17 protein-coding genes and 1 riboswitch are annotated in these 17,752 nt (G+C 35.0%); of the genes, 12 read left to right on the top strand and 5 right to left on the bottom strand.

Going from position 1 to position 17,752, the window contains the following annotated elements; all coding sequences use genetic code 11:
- Positions 1–354 precede the first annotated feature (354 nt).
- Both MKY02_RS14265 and MKY02_RS14260 read left to right on the top strand, forming a co-directional pair.
- Entirely contained in the window at positions 355–1,299 is a 945-nt protein-coding gene (locus tag MKY02_RS14265; protein ID WP_038190000.1) for a thymidylate synthase, read from the top strand.
- A 12-nt stretch (positions 1,300–1,311) separates the two neighbouring features.
- Positions 1,312–1,791, top strand: a complete 480-nt coding sequence (locus MKY02_RS14260) for a dihydrofolate reductase (RefSeq protein ID WP_076033915.1) — start codon at positions 1,312–1,314, stop codon at positions 1,789–1,791.
- Between the two features lie 109 nt (positions 1,792–1,900).
- Here the strand turns inward: MKY02_RS14260 and trhA are convergent, their stop codons facing one another.
- Positions 1,901–2,536: a PAQR family membrane homeostasis protein TrhA gene (trhA, locus tag MKY02_RS14255; protein WP_038189997.1), complete on the bottom strand. Its 636-nt coding sequence runs from the start codon at positions 2,534–2,536 to the stop codon at positions 1,901–1,903.
- A gap of 192 nt (positions 2,537–2,728) precedes the next feature.
- Between trhA and MKY02_RS14250 the strand changes: the two genes are divergently transcribed.
- From MKY02_RS14250 to msrB, 5 genes are all read left to right on the top strand, one after another.
- The gene (locus MKY02_RS14250) at positions 2,729–3,568 is read left to right on the top strand and encodes a DegV family protein (protein ID WP_038189996.1); all 840 of its coding nucleotides are present in this window, start codon (positions 2,729–2,731) and stop codon (positions 3,566–3,568) included.
- A 74-nt stretch (positions 3,569–3,642) separates the two neighbouring features.
- Positions 3,643–4,413: a GDSL-type esterase/lipase family protein gene (locus tag MKY02_RS14245; protein ID WP_038189986.1), complete on the top strand. Its 771-nt coding sequence runs from the start codon at positions 3,643–3,645 to the stop codon at positions 4,411–4,413.
- A gap of 7 nt (positions 4,414–4,420) precedes the next feature.
- Complete coding sequence (locus MKY02_RS14240; protein ID WP_038189965.1) at positions 4,421–4,996, top strand: YpmS family protein; 576 nt, start codon at positions 4,421–4,423, stop codon at positions 4,994–4,996.
- Positions 4,997–5,008: 12 nt separating this feature from the next.
- Positions 5,009–5,533: a peptide-methionine (S)-S-oxide reductase MsrA gene (gene msrA / locus MKY02_RS14235; protein ID WP_038189947.1), complete on the top strand. Its 525-nt coding sequence runs from the start codon at positions 5,009–5,011 to the stop codon at positions 5,531–5,533.
- Positions 5,530–5,955, top strand: coding sequence for a peptide-methionine (R)-S-oxide reductase MsrB (gene msrB, locus MKY02_RS14230; protein ID WP_038189943.1), 426 nt, complete (start codon positions 5,530–5,532; stop codon positions 5,953–5,955). Before msrA ends, msrB begins: the two co-directional genes overlap by 4 nt.
- 177 nt (positions 5,956–6,132) lie before the next feature.
- Here msrB and MKY02_RS14225 read toward each other — a convergent pair whose 3' ends face one another.
- The 3 genes from MKY02_RS14225 to MKY02_RS14215 form a co-directional block, all read right to left on the bottom strand.
- Complete coding sequence (locus MKY02_RS14225) at positions 6,133–6,822, bottom strand: YoaK family protein (protein ID WP_340711423.1); 690 nt, start codon at positions 6,820–6,822, stop codon at positions 6,133–6,135.
- 297 nt (positions 6,823–7,119) lie between these two features.
- A complete protein-coding gene (locus MKY02_RS14220; RefSeq protein ID WP_038191081.1) occupies positions 7,120–8,298 on the bottom strand; it encodes an aminotransferase class I/II-fold pyridoxal phosphate-dependent enzyme in 1,179 nt (392 codons plus the stop codon).
- Positions 8,294–9,424 carry a methionine biosynthesis PLP-dependent protein gene (locus tag MKY02_RS14215; RefSeq protein ID WP_038189938.1) on the bottom strand — a complete coding sequence of 377 codons (1,131 nt, stop codon included), beginning with the start codon at positions 9,422–9,424 and terminating at the stop codon, positions 8,294–8,296. Before MKY02_RS14215 ends, MKY02_RS14220 begins: the two co-directional genes overlap by 5 nt.
- A gap of 71 nt (positions 9,425–9,495) precedes the next feature.
- Positions 9,496–9,599, bottom strand: a riboswitch (SAM riboswitch).
- A 172-nt stretch (positions 9,600–9,771) separates the two neighbouring features.
- Between MKY02_RS14215 and MKY02_RS14210 the strand changes: the two genes are divergently transcribed.
- The gene (locus tag MKY02_RS14210; protein ID WP_038189935.1) at positions 9,772–10,701 is read left to right on the top strand and encodes a tetratricopeptide repeat protein; all 930 of its coding nucleotides are present in this window, start codon (positions 9,772–9,774) and stop codon (positions 10,699–10,701) included.
- 219 nt (positions 10,702–10,920) lie between these two features.
- Here MKY02_RS14210 and MKY02_RS14205 read toward each other — a convergent pair whose 3' ends face one another.
- The gene (locus MKY02_RS14205; RefSeq protein WP_038189931.1) at positions 10,921–12,768 is read right to left on the bottom strand and encodes a methyl-accepting chemotaxis protein; all 1,848 of its coding nucleotides are present in this window, start codon (positions 12,766–12,768) and stop codon (positions 10,921–10,923) included.
- 120 nt (positions 12,769–12,888) lie between these two features.
- Here MKY02_RS14205 and MKY02_RS14200 point away from each other — a divergent pair, with 120 nt between their 5' ends.
- The 4 genes from MKY02_RS14200 (at position 12,889) to MKY02_RS14185 (ending at position 17,365) form a co-directional block, all read left to right on the top strand.
- A complete protein-coding gene (locus MKY02_RS14200) occupies positions 12,889–13,110 on the top strand; it encodes a YozE family protein (RefSeq protein WP_038189915.1) in 222 nt (73 codons plus the stop codon).
- Between the two features lie 171 nt (positions 13,111–13,281).
- On the top strand, positions 13,282–13,986 hold the full coding sequence (gene deoD, locus MKY02_RS14195) for a purine-nucleoside phosphorylase (protein WP_038189912.1): 705 nt from the start codon (positions 13,282–13,284) through the stop codon (positions 13,984–13,986).
- Between the two features lie 1,127 nt (positions 13,987–15,113).
- Positions 15,114–16,889, top strand: a complete 1,776-nt coding sequence (locus MKY02_RS14190) for an aminopeptidase P family protein (RefSeq protein WP_076033914.1) — start codon at positions 15,114–15,116, stop codon at positions 16,887–16,889.
- Between the two features lie 29 nt (positions 16,890–16,918).
- The gene (locus MKY02_RS14185; protein ID WP_038189907.1) at positions 16,919–17,365 is read left to right on the top strand and encodes a YtoQ family protein; all 447 of its coding nucleotides are present in this window, start codon (positions 16,919–16,921) and stop codon (positions 17,363–17,365) included.
- Positions 17,366–17,752 lie beyond the last annotated feature (387 nt).

Raw genomic sequence — 17,752 nt, 5'->3', positions numbered from 1 at the left:
GGATAAGCAAATTAAAAATTTCAAACAACTGATAAAGTAGACTCTTCCGCTTAGAAAAGTGCGGGGGAGTCTTTTATTTATTTTCAGGAAATATTTAATGAGATAGTGCAAGAATATTTGAGGATATGTTTGTAGACTGTAGGTTGTTGGAAGGAGATGCATTAACATAGACATTATCTATTATTCCCTACAACATGAAATATCTGAATATTACCCAGGAAATATTCAGATATTTATGGGCGTAATTGTAATTATTTCTTTCATCTTTTTAACTATTTTCCGTAAGCTATTAAGATAATAAAGGGGAATAATATGATATAGTTAAAACTATATAAATTTCTAGGAGGCAGTTCCGTGCTACAATATTTACAACTTTGCCAACATATTTTAGACGAAGGAAATGATAAAGGGGATCGTACAGGAACAGGTACGCGCAGTGTGTTTGGTTATCAAATGAGATTTGACTTACAAAAGGGTTTTCCTTTATTAACAACAAAAAGAACTGCTTTCCGTCTTATTGCGACTGAATTACTGTGGTTTTTAAAAGGCGATACAAATGTACGTACACTTATTGCACAGAATAATCATATTTGGGATGAATGGGCTTTTGAAAAATGGGTAAAAAGCGACCAATATGAAGGACCTGATATGACGAATTTCGGTTTGCGTGCCAATGAGGATCCTGAATTTAAAGTTCAATACGAAGAGCAAATGACTATTTTCCAAGAGAAAGTATTAAATGATGAAGATTTTGCTCAAGCATTTGGCGATCTTGGACCAGTATACGGTAAACAATGGCGTTCATGGCCAGCAGATAATGGGGAAACAATTGATCAAGTGAAAAATGTCATTGAATCAATTAAAAACAATCCTAATTCACGTCGCCATATTGTCAGTGCTTGGAATCCTGCAGAAGTAGATGATATGGCTTTGCCACCATGCCATACACTATTCCAATTTTATGTAGCAGATGGGAAACTCTCTTGCCAGCTTTATCAGCGTAGTGCAGATGTATTCCTAGGTGTACCATTCAATATCGCTTCATATGCGTTATTAACGCATCTTATCGCGAAAGAATGTGGCTTAGAAGTGGGGGATTTTGTCCATACTTTAGGTGATGCACATCTATATAGTAACCACTTTGATCAAGTAAAAGAGCAGCTATCACGATCACCACGTGAATTGCCACAGCTTATTATTAAAACTGAAAAAGAATCCATTTTTGAGTATGAAATAGAGGATTTAGCAATTGATGGATATGATCCTTATCCACGCATTAAAGCGCCAATTGCTGTATAAGGGGGTTTGTAAATGATTTCATTAATCGTTGCTCATGATGAAAATAACGTTATTGGCTTAAATAATGCAATGCCATGGCATTTACCAGGGGACTTAGCTTATTTTAAACGTACAACGATGGGAAAACCGATGATTATGGGGCGCAAAACGTTCGAGTCTATCGGGAAGCCTCTACCAGGTCGTACGAATATCGTTATTACACGTGATGAAAAGTATGTAAGAGAAGGTATTGTTATAGTGCATTCACTAGAAGAAGCATTAGCCCAAGCTAAAAAAGAATCAGAGGAAATAATGATTATTGGTGGCGAGCAAATTTTCCGTATTACATTGCCAATGGCAGATCGTCTTTACGTTACGAAGATTGAAAAACAATACGAAGGCGATACATTTTTCCCATCATATGATGAAGAATGGCAAGTTGTTTCCCAGTCTGAAGTGAATGAAACAGACGATGGTTTGAAGTTTACGTATTTGGTATATGAGCGTAAATAAGTAAATGAAAAGGTTGCCACTGGTAAGTAACTAGTGGCAACCTTTTATTTGAATTGACTATATTATAGTTAAATAAGTGACAAACTAATAATGGAAATAAGAAAGTCAATTATACATAAAACAATATACATGAGTACATCATGGCACTACCTGCAATGACAAATAAGTGCCAGATCGCATGATTATAAGGTATTTTTCGATAAGCGTAGAAAAAAGCACCTATCGTATATAAAATCCCGCCACTTAAAAGTAGAGAGAAGCCTGCACCAGTAATATGTGCATATAATGGCTTAATAGCGATAATAATAAGCCATCCCATTAGAATGTAGAAGATCACTGAAACAAATTCAAAACGGTGGATAAAGAAACATTTAAAAAGAATACCAAGTAACGCTAACGCCCAAATGATACCAAATAAAGTCCATCCTAGTGCTCCGTTTAATGCAATCAACAGAAAAGGTGTATATGTACCTGCAATTAAAATGTAGATAGATGAGTGGTCTAATATAGCAAAGATTTTTTTATATTTTTCAGGCATGCTGTGAAGTAAAGTTGAAGCTAAAAATAGAATTAACATTGAAACGCCAAAAACGATGAAGCTAACAACATATAGTGTAGAGCCTTTATCAACTGCTTTCATAATGAGTAAGACAAGCGCTGGAATACATAATAAGAAAGCGATGCCATGTGTTATGGCATTCCATATTTCTTCTTTCGTGTTTTTATAATCAAAAGCCTGTTGCATATGAATTGCCTCCTTGTTGCGGAAAGTTTTTTTGTATATTTCTATTATGCGACTGATTTTAATGCATTTGAACTGACAAATGTCACGTGTATCGTGTGACAAAAGCTAGTAAAATAGAATAAATAGCTAACGGTTTACAATGACCTTGCTTTAAATTTATAATAAGAACAATGAAATAAAGGATGTGTCAATGTGAGACGAATTCATATAGTAACGGATTCAACAGCGGATTTAACAAAAGAAGAAATTGAAAAACACGAAATACATATCGTTCCACTATCAATTCATATTGAAGGTCAAACATATACTGATGGTGTCGATATTACTCCAATCGAATTCCTTGATCAAATGAGTAAAGCGAAGGAATTACCAAAAAGTTCTCAACCTGCTGCAGGTGTATTTAAAGAATTATTTGATGAACTAGGAAAAGATGGCGACGAGATTATTGCAATCATGATGACTGGCGGTATGAGTGGTACTGTAAAATCAGCAGAAGCTGCTGCAAGTATGACGGATTCAAAAGTAACCGTTATTGATTCACGTTTTACTTCATTTGGCTTAGGGTTCCAAGTACTTGAAGCTTGCCAATTAGCTGACCAAGGTAAATCAGTTGAAGAAATCGTTGAAAGATTAAATATAGTTCGTGAAAATACAAATTTATACGTCGTTGTTGACGTTTTAGATAATTTAATTAAAGGTGGCCGTATTGGTAAAGGGAAAGGTATGATTGGTTCTTTACTTAATATTAAACCAATTGCTTCACTTGAAGGTGGAGCATACAACCCAGTGGCAAAAGTACGAAGCCATAAACAAGTAGTTAAATATTTATTTAATCAGTTTAAAGAAGATACACAAGGGAAAGTTATAAAAGGAGTGGGTCTTTCGCATGCTGAAGGGTTAGCAATGGCAGAGCCACTTAAAAAACAACTTGAAGAATCAGGTTATATGGATACGAAATTTGCCTATACTTCACCAATTATTAGTACACATACAGGCCCAGGTGCAATTGGCTTTATGTACTATACCGATTAATATGATGAGCAGGGGATGATTTCATTCCCTGCTTTCTTTCATTAGACGTACTTAACGAAAGGAAGAAATGGAACGTGAAGAAATTAATAATTTTCATGCTTGCACTTCTTTTATTAAGTGCTTGCAGCAAAGAAATAAAAATGCCAGTTATTGAAGAAGTCATCCCTAAAGACATTATTTACGTTGCTTTAGGTGATTCTTTAACAGAAGGTGTTGGCGATGAGTTAAATCAGCAAGGTTATGTCGGTAGATTATCGGATCAGATGCTTGGCTGGGAAGGCGTTAAATACGTCGAAGTTGAAAATACAGCAAAAAAAGGTCGACGAAGTGATCAACTCGTAGCACAGCTTGAGAGCGGTAAAATTGACGAACAATTAAAAAAAGCTGATTTTATATCGCTCACTATGGGTGGAAATGACTTGATGAAAATTGTCAGACGTGATTTGATGAATTTAAATAAAGAAGCATTTGATTCGGAACGCATCGAATTTCAAAAACGTTATGGTAAAATTATGGAGTTAATTCGAAAAAAAAATAAATCTGCGCCCATAATTTTAATAAGCGTTTATAATCCTCTTTCTATCTTTACGAAGGAAAAATCGGACCTAAATACGATTTTGTATGAATGGAATACAGATATTCAAGATTTTGCAGAGGCAGATAAAAATGCATGTTTTGTAAATGTAGAGGATTTATTCGATTCGAACGAGAATATGGTTTATCATACGGACTTTTTCCATCCTAATGCAAGAGGCTACGATGAAATGACGGATCGCATAATAGGGTCAATCAAGTCATGCGGTTTAAAAAAATTAACCAACGGGGAAATGGACTTCAAGGAGTGATGTGACGGTGAATAAGTGGAAAATAGCTTTTTTCTTTTTAACTGCATTAATGTTATCAGTAATGATTGGATTGTTTGTGTTCATTACGAAACCGGCAACTGATGCGCCAATACCAGAAACAACAGCAATGCCTGAAGGTAGTAAACTATCAGTTCAAACAACACCAGCGGATTTTGAAGCCATTGCAAACAAGTACATTCAGGACGCGATGAAAGCTAAATCCATCCCTGTACATATGTACATCAATGAAGAAGTGTCTTTAGTAAGTGAGCTTAGTGTTTTTGGTATGGAGCTGCCTATTACGATGAAATTTGATCCAACAATTGATGAAGAAGGCAATCTTATATTAAAACAAACAAATGTAGAAGTTGGAATGTTGAATATCCCTCCAAGCACGGCATTGAAATTATTAAATGACTCAGTAGATTTACCTTCTTGGATGGTTATTCGTCCAAACAAAGAGGAAGTATATATGGGTTTAACAGAAATAGAAGTACTTTCAGGTTCTCGCATGCAAGCAAAAGAATTTAATTTAAAAGAAGGTAAGATTATACTGGAAGTAACAGTACCCGTTCAAGAATAGGAGGAGTAGCACATGGCATTAGCAACATTTGCAGGTGGATGCTTTTGGTGTATGGTAAAACCATTCGATCAGCAAGAGGGCATTGAGTCCGTCATATCTGGTTACACTGGGGGACATACAGAAAATCCGACTTATGAGGAAGTTTGTAGTGAAACAACGGGACATTTTGAAGCTGTACAAATTACTTTTGACCCAGCGATTTATTCTTATGAAAAGTTAGTTGATCTTTACTGGACTTTAATCGATCCAACAGATGCTGGTGGTCAATTTTATGACCGTGGACAGTCTTATATGACAGCCATTTTCTACCATGATGAAGATCAGCGTAACAAAGCTGAAGCATCAAAAAAGGCATTACAAGAATCAGGTAAATTTAAAGCTCCAATCGCTGTACAAATTCTACCAGCAACAACGTTTTACCCAGCAGAAACTTATCATCAACATTATTACAAAAAGAATCCAGCACATTACGAGCGCTATTCAATTGGCTCAGGACGAGTTACATTCCAACAACAGCATTGGGGGACAAAATCATGAACAAAGAAGAAAAGTTGAAAACATTAACACCGATGCAATATCATGTCACGCAAGAGCATGGGACAGAGCCACCATTCCAAAACGAATATGATAGTCATTTTGAAGAAGGTCTATACGTTGATATCGTATCTGGGGAACCCTTATTTCACTCAAAAGACAAATTCAATGCAGGTTGCGGATGGCCAAGCTTTAGCAAGCCGGTGGAAGGTGCTAGTATACAAGAAAACTTCGATACAAGCTTTGGTATGCGTCGCACTGAAGTGCGTAGTGGAGAAGCTGATTCACATTTAGGACATGTTTTCCCAGATGGTCCTCAGCCAACAGGGTTACGTTATTGTATTAACTCTGCTGCCTTGAAATTTATACCTAAAGATAAATTACAAGAAGAAGGCTATGGTGAATATTTAAAATATTTTGATTGAAAATGAAAAAGGCAATCCACATTTTGTGGGTTGCCTTTTTTTGTGTAGAACTCAGAGAATAGACTACAAAGTGTAGTTTACTACTGAATTAAATATAAAGAGAGCGACAAACAATATTATGGTTGTTATGCTCATTGGAAGATCGGGATGTAAATTTATTAAGTATTTATTCGTGCGTCAATAGTTCTCTAGAGGTTCTTTTGAATTTTCATTGCTTTTATGATATAAGATTACGGTGATCAGTATAATTCCAGCTGCTATCCAGATGGAAGTTTTTCCTAGATACGTACTAAAGAAGGTCCCAATTAAAGCACCACTTATAAAGGAAAGAATAATAGCAGTAAAATCATTAAATTTCCGCATCGATTCTGAATCATGTTTCACGAATGCAGCATAAGAAGCTTGAGCTGCGGTTCTTAGATTCCCTGTTGTTATGGTTGAATTGTAACTCCATTTTTCCAGTTTGTTGAAGGTGGCAATTTGTAAGGAAGACACAAACGCAATGCACATGGTGATAAGCATATTTGGCACACTAGTAGGTAACCATCCGACTATAAATAAAATCGCGAATTCCAAAAGTAAAACAGCTCGTTTGTGGCTAGTATGTTTATCTTTTATATATTCTGCTACCAAGACTCCAGCTATAAAAGCCAAAAAGGGCGGTATATTAAGAATGGCACCGTTATATTCCGTACTTGCAGCTCTCACCGCAAATAATACCATATTCCCTGTTTGTGCCGTCGCAAACACTGCGTCCCTCGTAATATACGTATAAGCATCTAAAAATCCTCCAACTAAAGCTAATATCATGCCCATAATCAATGAATTAGGTGATAAAGCGAGTAAGTTTTTCGTTTTATTTCCCATTTGGTTTATCTCCTTATCAAAGATGTCCTGTTTTCCCAATATGAAAATTCGTTTTCTTTTTTTGTAAAAGAAAAGTCGCATGAATAATTATAGCTTTACCTCACAATTTTCATTTATTCTGTTTCAGAAATATTTTCGATTTAACTGCTGAGTACCATTGCAGACGATCTAAGTTTTTCAATAGGAAGCTTTTTCTGATGAAACTATAGCTGAATTTTGGAATTACTGTAATGAATAAACTGCATTTAAATAGAAAAAAACGCTCCACCAAGTTAGTGGAGCGACTCATACAATCATCTATTTATTGCCTACAACAGTAAGTTCTTTCGCTTTTACAAATGCTTGCTCAAAATCAGCAATTAAATCGTCGATATTTTCAAGGCCTACAGAGAAGCGTAAAAGACCGTCTGTAATACCACGTTTTTCGCGTTCCTCTTTAGGAATAGCTGCGTGACTCATTGTGGCTGGATATGAGAGAATTGATTCTACGCCACCAAGACTAACTGCGAAAATCGGAATTTGAACATGTTCAACAAACGCTTTAGTGATTTCGCGATTAGGTAATTTAAATGACAATACAGCTCCAGCACTTTTTGCCTGTTTTGCATGGATGTCATGACCTGGATGCGATTTCAAGCCAGGGAAATGAACTTCTTCTACTAATTCGTGAGCTTCTAAATAATTTGCAAGTTTTGATGCGGATGCTGTCGATTGTGTTAAACGTGCATTTAACGTTTTAATACCTTGAATTAATGAGAAGGAGTCTTGTGCGCCTAAAATGGCACCGAATGAGTTTTGCATGAAGTAGATTCGGTTACCAAGCTCTACGTCCTTTGTTACCGCAAGCCCTGCAATAATATCGCTATGTCCTCCTAAAAACTTAGTGGCACTGTGTAACACTACATCTACACCAAGGTCTAATGGACGTTGGTATAAAGGTGTCATAAATGTGTTATCTAAAAATGTTAGAGCACCATTTGCCTTTGCAATAGCTACAACCCCTTCAATATCTGTAATACCTAGAAGCGGGTTAGCTGGAGTTTCTATATATAACACCTTTGTATTTGGACGTATAGCCGCTTCTACTGATGTTAAATCAGAGAAGTCAGCAAATGTATGCTCAACGCCAAATTTCGTTAACACTTGTGTCACAAAACGGTATGTTCCACCGTACACTTCAGATGTCACAACAATATGGTCGCCAGCTTCTAATATCATAAATGCAGACGCGATGGCCGCAATACCGGAAGAGAATGCAAATCCGCGTGCCCCTCCTTCAAGTTCAGCAATCGTTTTCTCTAATGCATCACGAGTTGGATTACCAGAGCGACTATAATCATATGGACCAAACGAATCGAAATGCTCTTGATCAAAAGTAGATGATAAATATATTGGAACATTAACTGCACCTGTTTTTTGCTCGTAATCACCGCGAGTAGAAGCAGTGATTAAACTTGTTTCAATGTTTTCATTAATTGAACTCATATGATGACACCTCTTTTTCTAAGATAGAAAAAACTTGTTGTAAATCCGCGATTAAATCTTCTGCTTCCTCAATACCAACTGAGAAACGAAGTAAGGAGTCATCAACACCGCGAGCAATTCGTTCTGCTTCAGGAATATCCGCATGTGTTTGTGTAGTAGGATATGTGATAAAGCTTTCAACACCACCCAGGCTTTCAGCGAAGACGATTAACTTCAAGTTTTCTAAAAACTTACCAACCCATTCACCTTTTTGTAAACGGAAGGAAATCATTCCACCTTTACCAGCAAACAGAACGTCTTTTACTAAAGGTTCTTGTTCTAAATAAGCCGCGATGTGCTTAGCATTTTCAGTATGTTGTTTCATGCGAAGGTGTAATGTTTTTAATCCACGTAGCAGTAACCATGAGTCAATTGGAGCAAGCGTTGCACCTGCAGCATTATGGTTTGTGAATAGTTTTTCGCTAAGCTCTTTACCCTTACTTACAACAAGACCCGCTAGAACATCATTATGACCACCGATGTATTTAGTTGCACTATGTATAACAATATCCGCACCTAGCTCGATTGGGCGTTGATAGTAAGGTGTTAAGAAAGTATTATCAACAATTAATAATAAACTATGCTTTCTTGCAAGCTTAGCATAAAGTTCAATATCAAACTCCTGCATTAATGGATTGGTTGGTGTTTCAATGAAAATAGCACGTGTATTTTCATTTATTAAACCTTCAACCTCTGATACAGAAGAGAATTTTGCATAATGAGATTTGATTGCATATTGTTCTTGGTATTGACCGAGTAAACGGTATGTACCACCGTAGATATCCTCAGGTAAAATAATTTCGTCACCCGATTTAAATAGGGATAGAACTAATTGAACAGCTGCCATCCCGCTACTACAGGCGAAGCCAGCGTCTCCAGATTCTAATTTAGCAAAACCTTCTTCTAAAACGGTACGTGTTGGATTTTTTGTACGTGTATAGTCATAACCAGTTGATTGGCCAAGCCCATCATGAGTATAGGCGGTAGAAAGATAGATTGGTGTGTTCACAGCACCTGTTTTGGAATCGGTATGATTTCCCAGCTGAACTAATTGTGTCGCAATGTTTTTGTTTGTCATCATGTCATCATCCTTTATAAAAAAGTAAAAGGCCCTCTAAGGAAGAGGGCCTTCAAAATATGAAGTCAATCTCCTTATCTACAAGACTACGTCTACTGGAATTAGCACCTTGCCGCATTTAGGGTGGTTGCTGAGATATCGACGGGCCAAGTCCCTCCATCTCTCTTGATAAGTAAATATATTCAATTGTTTGAAAGTTAATAATAATGAAATTTTACCATGTGAATATGATAATATCAACCTTATTATGAAGCAAATCTAATTTGAAAAGTTTATAAATTTCTATAAGTGGTACAATTTTTATATGAATATGCTATTATTGCATAGTTGAATTGGAAGGTGACAAGATGAATTTAAATGACATAGCTGTTAATCAGTTATTACTAGAATTTAAATTTGAAGAAGCTCAAATGATGCTAGAGCAAGCAGTAATGGAAAAGAGAGATATACAATCGCTCCATAACTTAGCATGTTTTTATATAAGAGACACAGAAGAATATTATAAAACTTTACCCCTTTTAGCTGAAGCAATTGAAAAACAGCCAAAGCATTATTTTCCTTTTGCTTTACTAGGTGAAATTTATTTGCGAATGGAAAAATACATTTCAGCCATCAGGATTTTAGAATATGCATTAAAAATGAAAGATACTGAAGTAGTCCATGCGAACTTAGCAGCAGCATATTTTAATATGAACAATTTTGAAAAGGCAGCAGAACATTATAAAAAGTCCGCAACTGATGGCGATTTTTTGAAATATGCGGAAATGGTTTCATACTTACAGTTAGATGATCACGATTCTGTACTTAAAACACTGAGAAAAGTTAATGAAAATGATGAAAATTATATGGGTGGAGTAAACGTGGCTGAACTTTTTGCTCAAATCAACTATTTTGATGAAGCAATCCCGTTATTTGAAATGGGATGGAGAGAAATAGTTAGATCATATGAATGGGTAGAACATTATGTCTACTCACTCATTCAATTAGGTAGAGTAGAAGAAACCGCAGATATTATAGACCAGATGAAGACAGAAACGACTGATGAAATTGTAGAAAGCAAAGTAAGGGCGATGGATGGAGAATTCATAGAGGGGAATATTGAAGAAACCATTATGGACTTGCAACATACAAATGAAAAATATAATACACTGATTGGTCGTATTTTGAATGGCTACCGTCCTAAAATTTTCTTCGAGCCATATTATGTTTCTCAATGTTATCTTTACGGATGCAAAGTACATGGTAATAAAACGTATGATGAATATGTAAATATGTAAGTGGCCGAGAGAAATGATAATATCTCTGGCCATTTTTGTTTATATAGAGCCTATAACTGAAGTGTATTCATTAATATTACTATAAAAGGTTGTCTTGAAAAGGTGTAGGGTAGGAGGGATATAGTATGAACTTAGTAAATTTTTATAAAGCGAAATCAATAGTGGGAAATAAAAAAACTTGCAATCTCATTAGAGTTTGCAAGTCATTTAGTGGAAAAGTTATACTTTGAATTCCCCAACCACTTTTCGTAACTCATCTGCCTGATGAGATAGTTCAATCGCTGATGCTGTAATTTCTTGCATTGAAGCAGAGCCTTCTTCTGCAGAAGCTGCTGAACGCTCTGTACTCATAGCTGTATTTTCAGCAATTTGATTTACTTCTATAAAGGATACAGCCACTTCTTGGCTATAGCTTAAAGTTTGCTCAATTTGAACTACCATTTTGTTAATAATGGCTACAGTTTCGTTTGTTTGTTTAATAATTTTATCTAAGGAAGCATTTGTTTCATTTGTCACTTCAACACCGCGTATGACGTTTTGTACACCATCATGGTTTTGTGAGACAATAGCTTGTACTTCTGATTGAATTGACGAAACAATCCCGGTTACTTCACGTGCTGCTTTTTGAGATTGCTCTGCTAACTTTCGAACCTCATTTGCAACGACAGCGAATCCTTTACCATGCTCACCAGCTCTGGCAGCTTCAATGGCTGCATTAAGGGCAAGTAAGTTTGTTTGTTCCGAGATTTCAGTAATTGTACGAATAATGGAAGTAATTTCGGATGATTTCTTACCAAGTGCTTCAACGGTTTCTGTCGTATTGGCCATAGTTTCTTCTATTAACATCATAACATTTGATGACTGTTCGACAGTTTTTCCACCAAGCTCAGCAGCGACTTTCATCTGATCTGTTGCTGTTTTCACATGTTCTGCATCTGTACTTAAATAACGAGCCGCCTCTTCTAATAAATTCATCTTTTGAACTGCGTTATTCATCCGTAGCATTGTTTGTTCGCTACCTTCAGCGATTTCGCCTGTTGAATCAGCAATTGATTGAATAATATTCGAATTTTCATCTGCTGAAGCCATTAATTGTTGGCCACTGGCTGAGACGTTCTCCGCTAGTGTACTCACACGTTTTACTAATGCCGAAATGGATGTGATTAACACATTTGTACTATTTGCGATTTCTGCAAATTCATCTTTTGTCTTGACTTTAACCCGTTTTGTCAAGTCACCATTAGCTTGTGCGATATCTAGAATAGATGTATTAATTGCAGCTGTATTACGTTTAATTGAACGGAACAGGATAGTACCAGTTATTATAGTTAAAATAATAGATGATATTGTTAAAATTAAGAAAATTATCATTGCGATTTCTGTTTGTTGTTCAAGTGATTTGATTTGCTCGTTGTTTTTCTTGGTTAGTACGTCATTAATCATTTCAATATGCACATCTATATAACTCATAGCTGTCTTGCCATTTCCAGCGAGAACAAGTTTTTGAGCATTTTCAAGGCCTGAATTTTGGCGTGTATCTATCAGTCGCTTCGAATACTGAATATAATTGTCATAAAATTGGTCAATGGAAGTAATTCGATCTAGCTCTTCTTTACGATCAGAGAATATTTTTTGTAAATCTAATAAATTTGCTTCAATTCGGTCTTTATCTTGACTATACTGTCTTAAGAAATTATCTTTTCCTGTAATAATATAACTTTGTTCAGAGTTTGACAGTTTCGCAATATCCGCAGCTAAACTATTTACTTTCATCTGCTCTACTAGATTTTTCCCTGTGAACACCTTTAATTCATTTTGGAGGTTAGACATATTTGAATAGGAAACAACAAGCATTGCTGATAGAATAATGATGAGTATAAAGAAGTTAATAATGATACGGCCACGAATCATTTTGAAAAAGTTCGATTGAATAGGTCCATGAACTTCAATGTTTTTTTTCTTCTTTTTCATTTTGAAAAATGAAGCTTTTGAAACTGATGACTTGTTAGTGCTTTGATTATCACTTCTCTTAACAATTTCACTACTTCTTTTTGATTTTTTAACCAATTTGTCACCAACTTTCCATATTTCTATTGAATAATGTTCATTTTACTTCTTTGTGAAAGAATATTCTATACTTTTCGAAAAATAAATCATTACTATGTAACTATTAGGAGGGAGATATTTATGAATCATTCGTTCTACAGTTATGTTCAATCATTTCGTGGTGGTGGAAAATATGATGAGAAATCTACGTTTGCAGAAGCGGCTTTTCACGATCATAGCTTTCCTAAACAATCAACAGATTTTCATCTACTTTCGAGATATGTCGAAGAAAAAGCAGATGAAGAAATGAGTGCGCGCGTTTTTGATGAGCTTTGGTATTTATATGAGTTAAAATATAAATAAAATAAGTAATAATTTAATAAAAATTGGATATATTGAAAAATGTAAGTTTTTTATAGCTTATTTAAGATAATAATTGTCAGAGGTCAGACTTTCTTGGTACAATGCTTGTAGCATCATAGCCAAATTATAGAAATATGATGAATAACAATACTATTGAAAAGAGTGATACTAATGAGTATTCATATTAATGCAAAACAAGGCGATATCGCAGACATTGTACTACTTCCTGGTGATCCACTTCGTGCAAAGTACATTGCAGAAACTTATTTAGAAGATGTTATACCTTATAATGAAGTACGTAATATGTTAGGGTTTACAGGTACATATAAAGGTAAACGTGTATCGGTACAAGGTACAGGTATGGGTGTGCCGTCAATTTCTATTTATGTAAACGAATTAATGCAAGAATACGGTGTTCAAAAGTTAATCCGTGTAGGTACTTGTGGAGCAATCCAAAAAGATGTTAAAGTTCGTGACGTCATTATTGCTCAAAGTGCTTCTACTGATTCTAAAATGAATGAAATCATTTTCAATGGTTTAGATTTTGCTCCAACAGGTGATTTTGATTTACTTTTAAAAGCATATAATGCTGGGAAAGAAGCTGGCCTTAATTTAAAAGTGGGTAACATCTTTACTGCTGATATGTTCTATAGTGAAGAAAACCAAAATGAAAAGTTAGCTCGTTACGGTGTTTTAGCAATTGAGATGGAATCTGCAGCACTTTATACTTTAGCAGCTAAATATGGCCGTCAAGCACTTTCAATCCTAACAGTAAGTGACCATATCATTACTGGTGAAGTAACAACATCTGAAGAACGTCAATTAACATTTAATGACATGATGGTTGTAGCATTAGAAGCAGCTATTCAAGACTAGTCGTATCAAGAGTTTGCGTATTTACAATTTTTAATAAGTGACCAAAAGTGACCATTTCAAAAAAGGTGGTCATGATTGGTCACTTTTTTATTTGTTTAATTCATTAAATAATTGTGTTGCTTGTTATTTTTGAGATATATCAATATGGGAATACGTATCAAGAGTTTCACGTATATTTTTTTGTCCTAGCTGTTTTAAACCAATACTGGACGGATATTTATTTTCATTTAAAAATTTGTTAATTCTATTCTTTCAGTAACAAAAGAACTTCAAACAAATACAGTTAATTTAGAATTGATAGCTCCTTCTTTGAAAGAACAAACAGCAACTATGGAACAAATAAATACCGTGGCTTTAAATCTAAGTATGGATGCGTAAGTGTTACAACTGAAAGTGTATTTAATACGCGTTAATAAAAACGAGCATATGACATAACAGCCTCCATGCAGGGTATATACTCCTAGCATGGAGGCTTTTTCATTAGAAAACCACATTAGTATAAGTATTTTTGTTGGCAGTTGTTAACCTTCTATTTCCTATTATTTATCTATAACTTACTTTGAAGGAGAATATAGTAAATATATTGTGTATGTATTCATTCATCATATGCTCTCTTTATACTCGTTTACTTATTATAAATAAAAAACTAAAAAAAGTGTCTAATCTATGTTTTTGAGATATTTGCTGAAATCATAACGGACTACAGAAAGAGGCATTTAACTTGAGTATTGCAAAAAAATTAAACACTATTTTTATAGGAATGATTATATTAATTTGTATTATCGTGAAGGTATTTTATAGTAGATTATATTTTGAATGAAGAAAATAAAAATAGAAACTCGGTTAATCAATCTTAAACCATACAGAATCTATAATAACGTTCTTACAGCGGCCATCGGTATCTAAAAAACAAAGTAATCTTTGTTAACTCAATGTTTTCTTTTGCTTCTATCTAGATTTCATTATTATTAATTCGAGGTAGGCCTCATTTAAGTTAGGACTTTGATCTAATTTAGATGTATGATTATATTTAGTGAATTCTGAAAAATAGAACTACTGAATAGTTTATGAACTACATAGTTATATAATCGTGAAGACACAAAACTAGACTGATGGAGGTATTAGGAATGAATATTAAAGATCGAGTAGCCCTGTTAAGAAAAAAAATGTTAGAACATCAAATAGATGCGTATATCGTCCCGAGTTTTGATGCTCATCTAGGTGAGTATGTAGCAGATCATTGGAAATCTAGAGAATGGATTTCTGGTTTTACAGGTTCAGCGGGTACGGTAGTAATTACTTTAGATGATGCTGGTCTATGGACAGATGGTAGATACTATATTCAAGCTGTGAGCCAATTAGCGGACTCTGGAATCAGATTGTTTAGAATGGCTGATCCTGGTGTACCAGCGTACTCAGAGTGGCTTGCGGACGTTCTAAATAAAGGAAATACAGTAGGCTTTGATGGCACTGTATTCTCTATTAATATGGTTAGAAAAATGGAAGCTGATTTTAAAGCGAAAAATATCGAATTAAAAATGAAGCAAGATTTAGTAGGAGACTTATGGGAAGACAGACCAGAAATTCCTAAAGGCGCAATTTTCATGCATGATGTGAAATTTGCCGGTAAAACTCAAATAGAAAAATTAACTGAAGTTCGAAGTGAAATGGCGAAAAAAGATGCAAACTATTATATCTTATCGTCACTTGATGATATTGCATGGCTGTTAAATATAAGAGGCGTAGATGTCCCAAACAATCCAGTAGCCATTGCGAATGTAATTGTAACGGATAAAGATTGTTTCTTATTCATTGAAACGAGCAAAGTATCTCCAGAGGTTAAAGCAGAACTTGAGGCGCAAGGAATTCAAGTGAAAGCAACGGAAGAAATCCATGCAGTACTAGGTGAACTTGCAAGCGAAGATACAATTATTTTAGATGCGAATAAAACAAATAGTAGCCTCTACTATGCCATTAACACCGCTACTAAAAAAGTTGAATGTACAGATATTACAACAGATTTAAAATCTATTAAAAATGATATTGAAATCGAGAACATGAAATGGTCTCAAATTAAAGATGGTGTAGCGATCGTTAGATTTATTAAATGGTTAAAATCTGCGGTTAGTACTGGTGAGGTAACAGAAATTGCTGCAGAGGAAAAACTAGAAGCATTCAGAAGTGAGCAAGAGGGCTTTGTTGGACCGAGCTTTGATACGATTGCAGGTTATAAAGAACATGCAGCGATGATGCACTATAAAGCGGCTGAAGAAACACAGTTTACGCTTGAAAATGAAGGGCTGTTCTTAATCGATTCAGGTGGCCAGTACTATGATGGAACAACTGATATTACGAGAACGATTGTTTTAGGTAAGCTTACAGACGTACAAAAAAGAGATTTCACATTAGTATTAAAAGGATTTATTGCATTGAGTGCAGTGAAGTTCCTACATGGCTCTTCAGGTGCTAATCTAGACGTTTTAGCGAGACAACCAATATGGCAACATGGTATCGATTATAAATGCGGTACAGGACATGGTGTAGGCTTTTTCTTAAATGTTCATGAAGGACCACATAGCATCCGAAATACGAATCATGTTCGTTTAGATAGAGGCATGATTATTACGAACGAACCAGGTATTTATCTTGAAGGTGAATATGGTATTCGTACGGAGAACTTATTAGTCGTTGTTGAAGACGAAAAAACAGAGTTCGGTCAATTTATGAAATTTGATACGATCACATATTGCCCAATCGATTTAGCGGGTGTTAACACAGAACTGTTAGTTGAGAGCGAAAAACAATGGTTAAATGATTACCATGAAGAAGTATATGCGAAACTGTCACCTTACTTAAATGAAGAAGAGTGTGCGTGGCTAAAAGAAGAAACAAAAGTAATCTAAATTAGTTCATATTATGAGGAGGCTTTAACATGGAATTAACAGTCTACTTAGCTGGAGAAATTCATTCTAATTGGCGCCAGGAGTTAAAGGAAAAAGCGAAAGTATTAGGTACTCCTCTAAACTTCGTCGGTCCTATGGAAAATCATGATCGTTCTGATTTTATTGGAGAAGAAATATTAGGTGAACAGCCGAATGCGATTTATCGAGATGAAGCTGCATCTAAGATTAATAACTTTAGAACGCAGATTTTAATACGAAAATCGGATGTCGTAATCGCCTTGTTTGGAGAGAAGTATAAGCAATGGAATACAGCGATGGATGCAAGTGCAGCTGTTGCTCTAGACAAACCCTTAATCGTGATTCGCCCAGAGAATCTGCATCATCCATTAAAAGAGCTGTCGAATAAAGCCAATGTTACGGTTGAAACGGTTGATCAAGCAGTAAAAGTATTAGCTTATATTTTTGATGAAAAATAAATAAATCTAAACTGAACCCCGAAATATTTCAATTTTGGGGTTTTTATATTAAATAGAAGACAATCAATTTGTATAACATCTGCTGGACATAATCACTTGTTACGATAAATTACAACAAATGATTAAGGGAGCATGATGGATGAAACTAAAAATGGGTATTGTTATTGGTCTTTTGAGCGCGATTATATTAGAGGTAGGCACGATTATTATTTAGGTGGCAGTGGCTTAATTTATCGTTCAATTAGGATGATATAGTTTCTTTTTCAAAGTAGAATCCCATTTAAGTGGCTAGATGGTTATTTATTACAAATGTGGAATTAGAAATAAAGAAAAAAAGCAAGTAACCTTAAAATGACCATTAAAAAAAGGTATTGAAAAGGTCTCTTG

It is taken from the genome of Viridibacillus sp. FSL R5-0888, assembly GCF_038009105.1.
GTDB classification, from domain to species: Bacteria; Bacillota; Bacilli; order Bacillales_A; family Planococcaceae; genus Viridibacillus; species Viridibacillus arenosi.
The sequence above is the reverse complement of the archived record's forward strand: the minus strand, read 5'-3'. Positions and strand labels throughout refer to the sequence as shown.

Bases quoted from the DNA above. Each gene is read 5' to 3' on its own strand.
- trhA (WP_038189997.1), bottom strand. From the start codon at position 2,536: ATGCAACAGGCTTTTGATTATAAAAACACGAAAGAAGAAATATGGAAT.
- MKY02_RS14185 (WP_038189907.1), top strand. From the start codon at position 16,919: ATGGAATTAACAGTCTACTTAGCTGGAGAAATTCATTCTAATTGGCGC.
- MKY02_RS14200 (WP_038189915.1), top strand. From the start codon at position 12,889: ATGAATCATTCGTTCTACAGTTATGTTCAATCATTTCGTGGTGGTGGA.
- MKY02_RS14260 (WP_076033915.1), top strand. From the start codon at position 1,312: ATGATTTCATTAATCGTTGCTCATGATGAAAATAACGTTATTGGCTTA.
- MKY02_RS14215 (WP_038189938.1), bottom strand. From the start codon at position 9,424: ATGACAAACAAAAACATTGCGACACAATTAGTTCAGCTGGGAAATCAT.
- MKY02_RS14190 (WP_076033914.1), top strand. From the start codon at position 15,114: ATGAATATTAAAGATCGAGTAGCCCTGTTAAGAAAAAAAATGTTAGAA.
- msrB (WP_038189943.1), top strand. From the start codon at position 5,530: ATGAACAAAGAAGAAAAGTTGAAAACATTAACACCGATGCAATATCAT.
- deoD (WP_038189912.1), top strand. From the start codon at position 13,282: ATGAGTATTCATATTAATGCAAAACAAGGCGATATCGCAGACATTGTA.
- MKY02_RS14210 (WP_038189935.1), top strand. From the start codon at position 9,772: ATGAATTTAAATGACATAGCTGTTAATCAGTTATTACTAGAATTTAAA.
- MKY02_RS14225 (WP_340711423.1), bottom strand. From the start codon at position 6,822: ATGGGAAATAAAACGAAAAACTTACTCGCTTTATCACCTAATTCATTG.
- msrA (WP_038189947.1), top strand. From the start codon at position 5,009: ATGGCATTAGCAACATTTGCAGGTGGATGCTTTTGGTGTATGGTAAAA.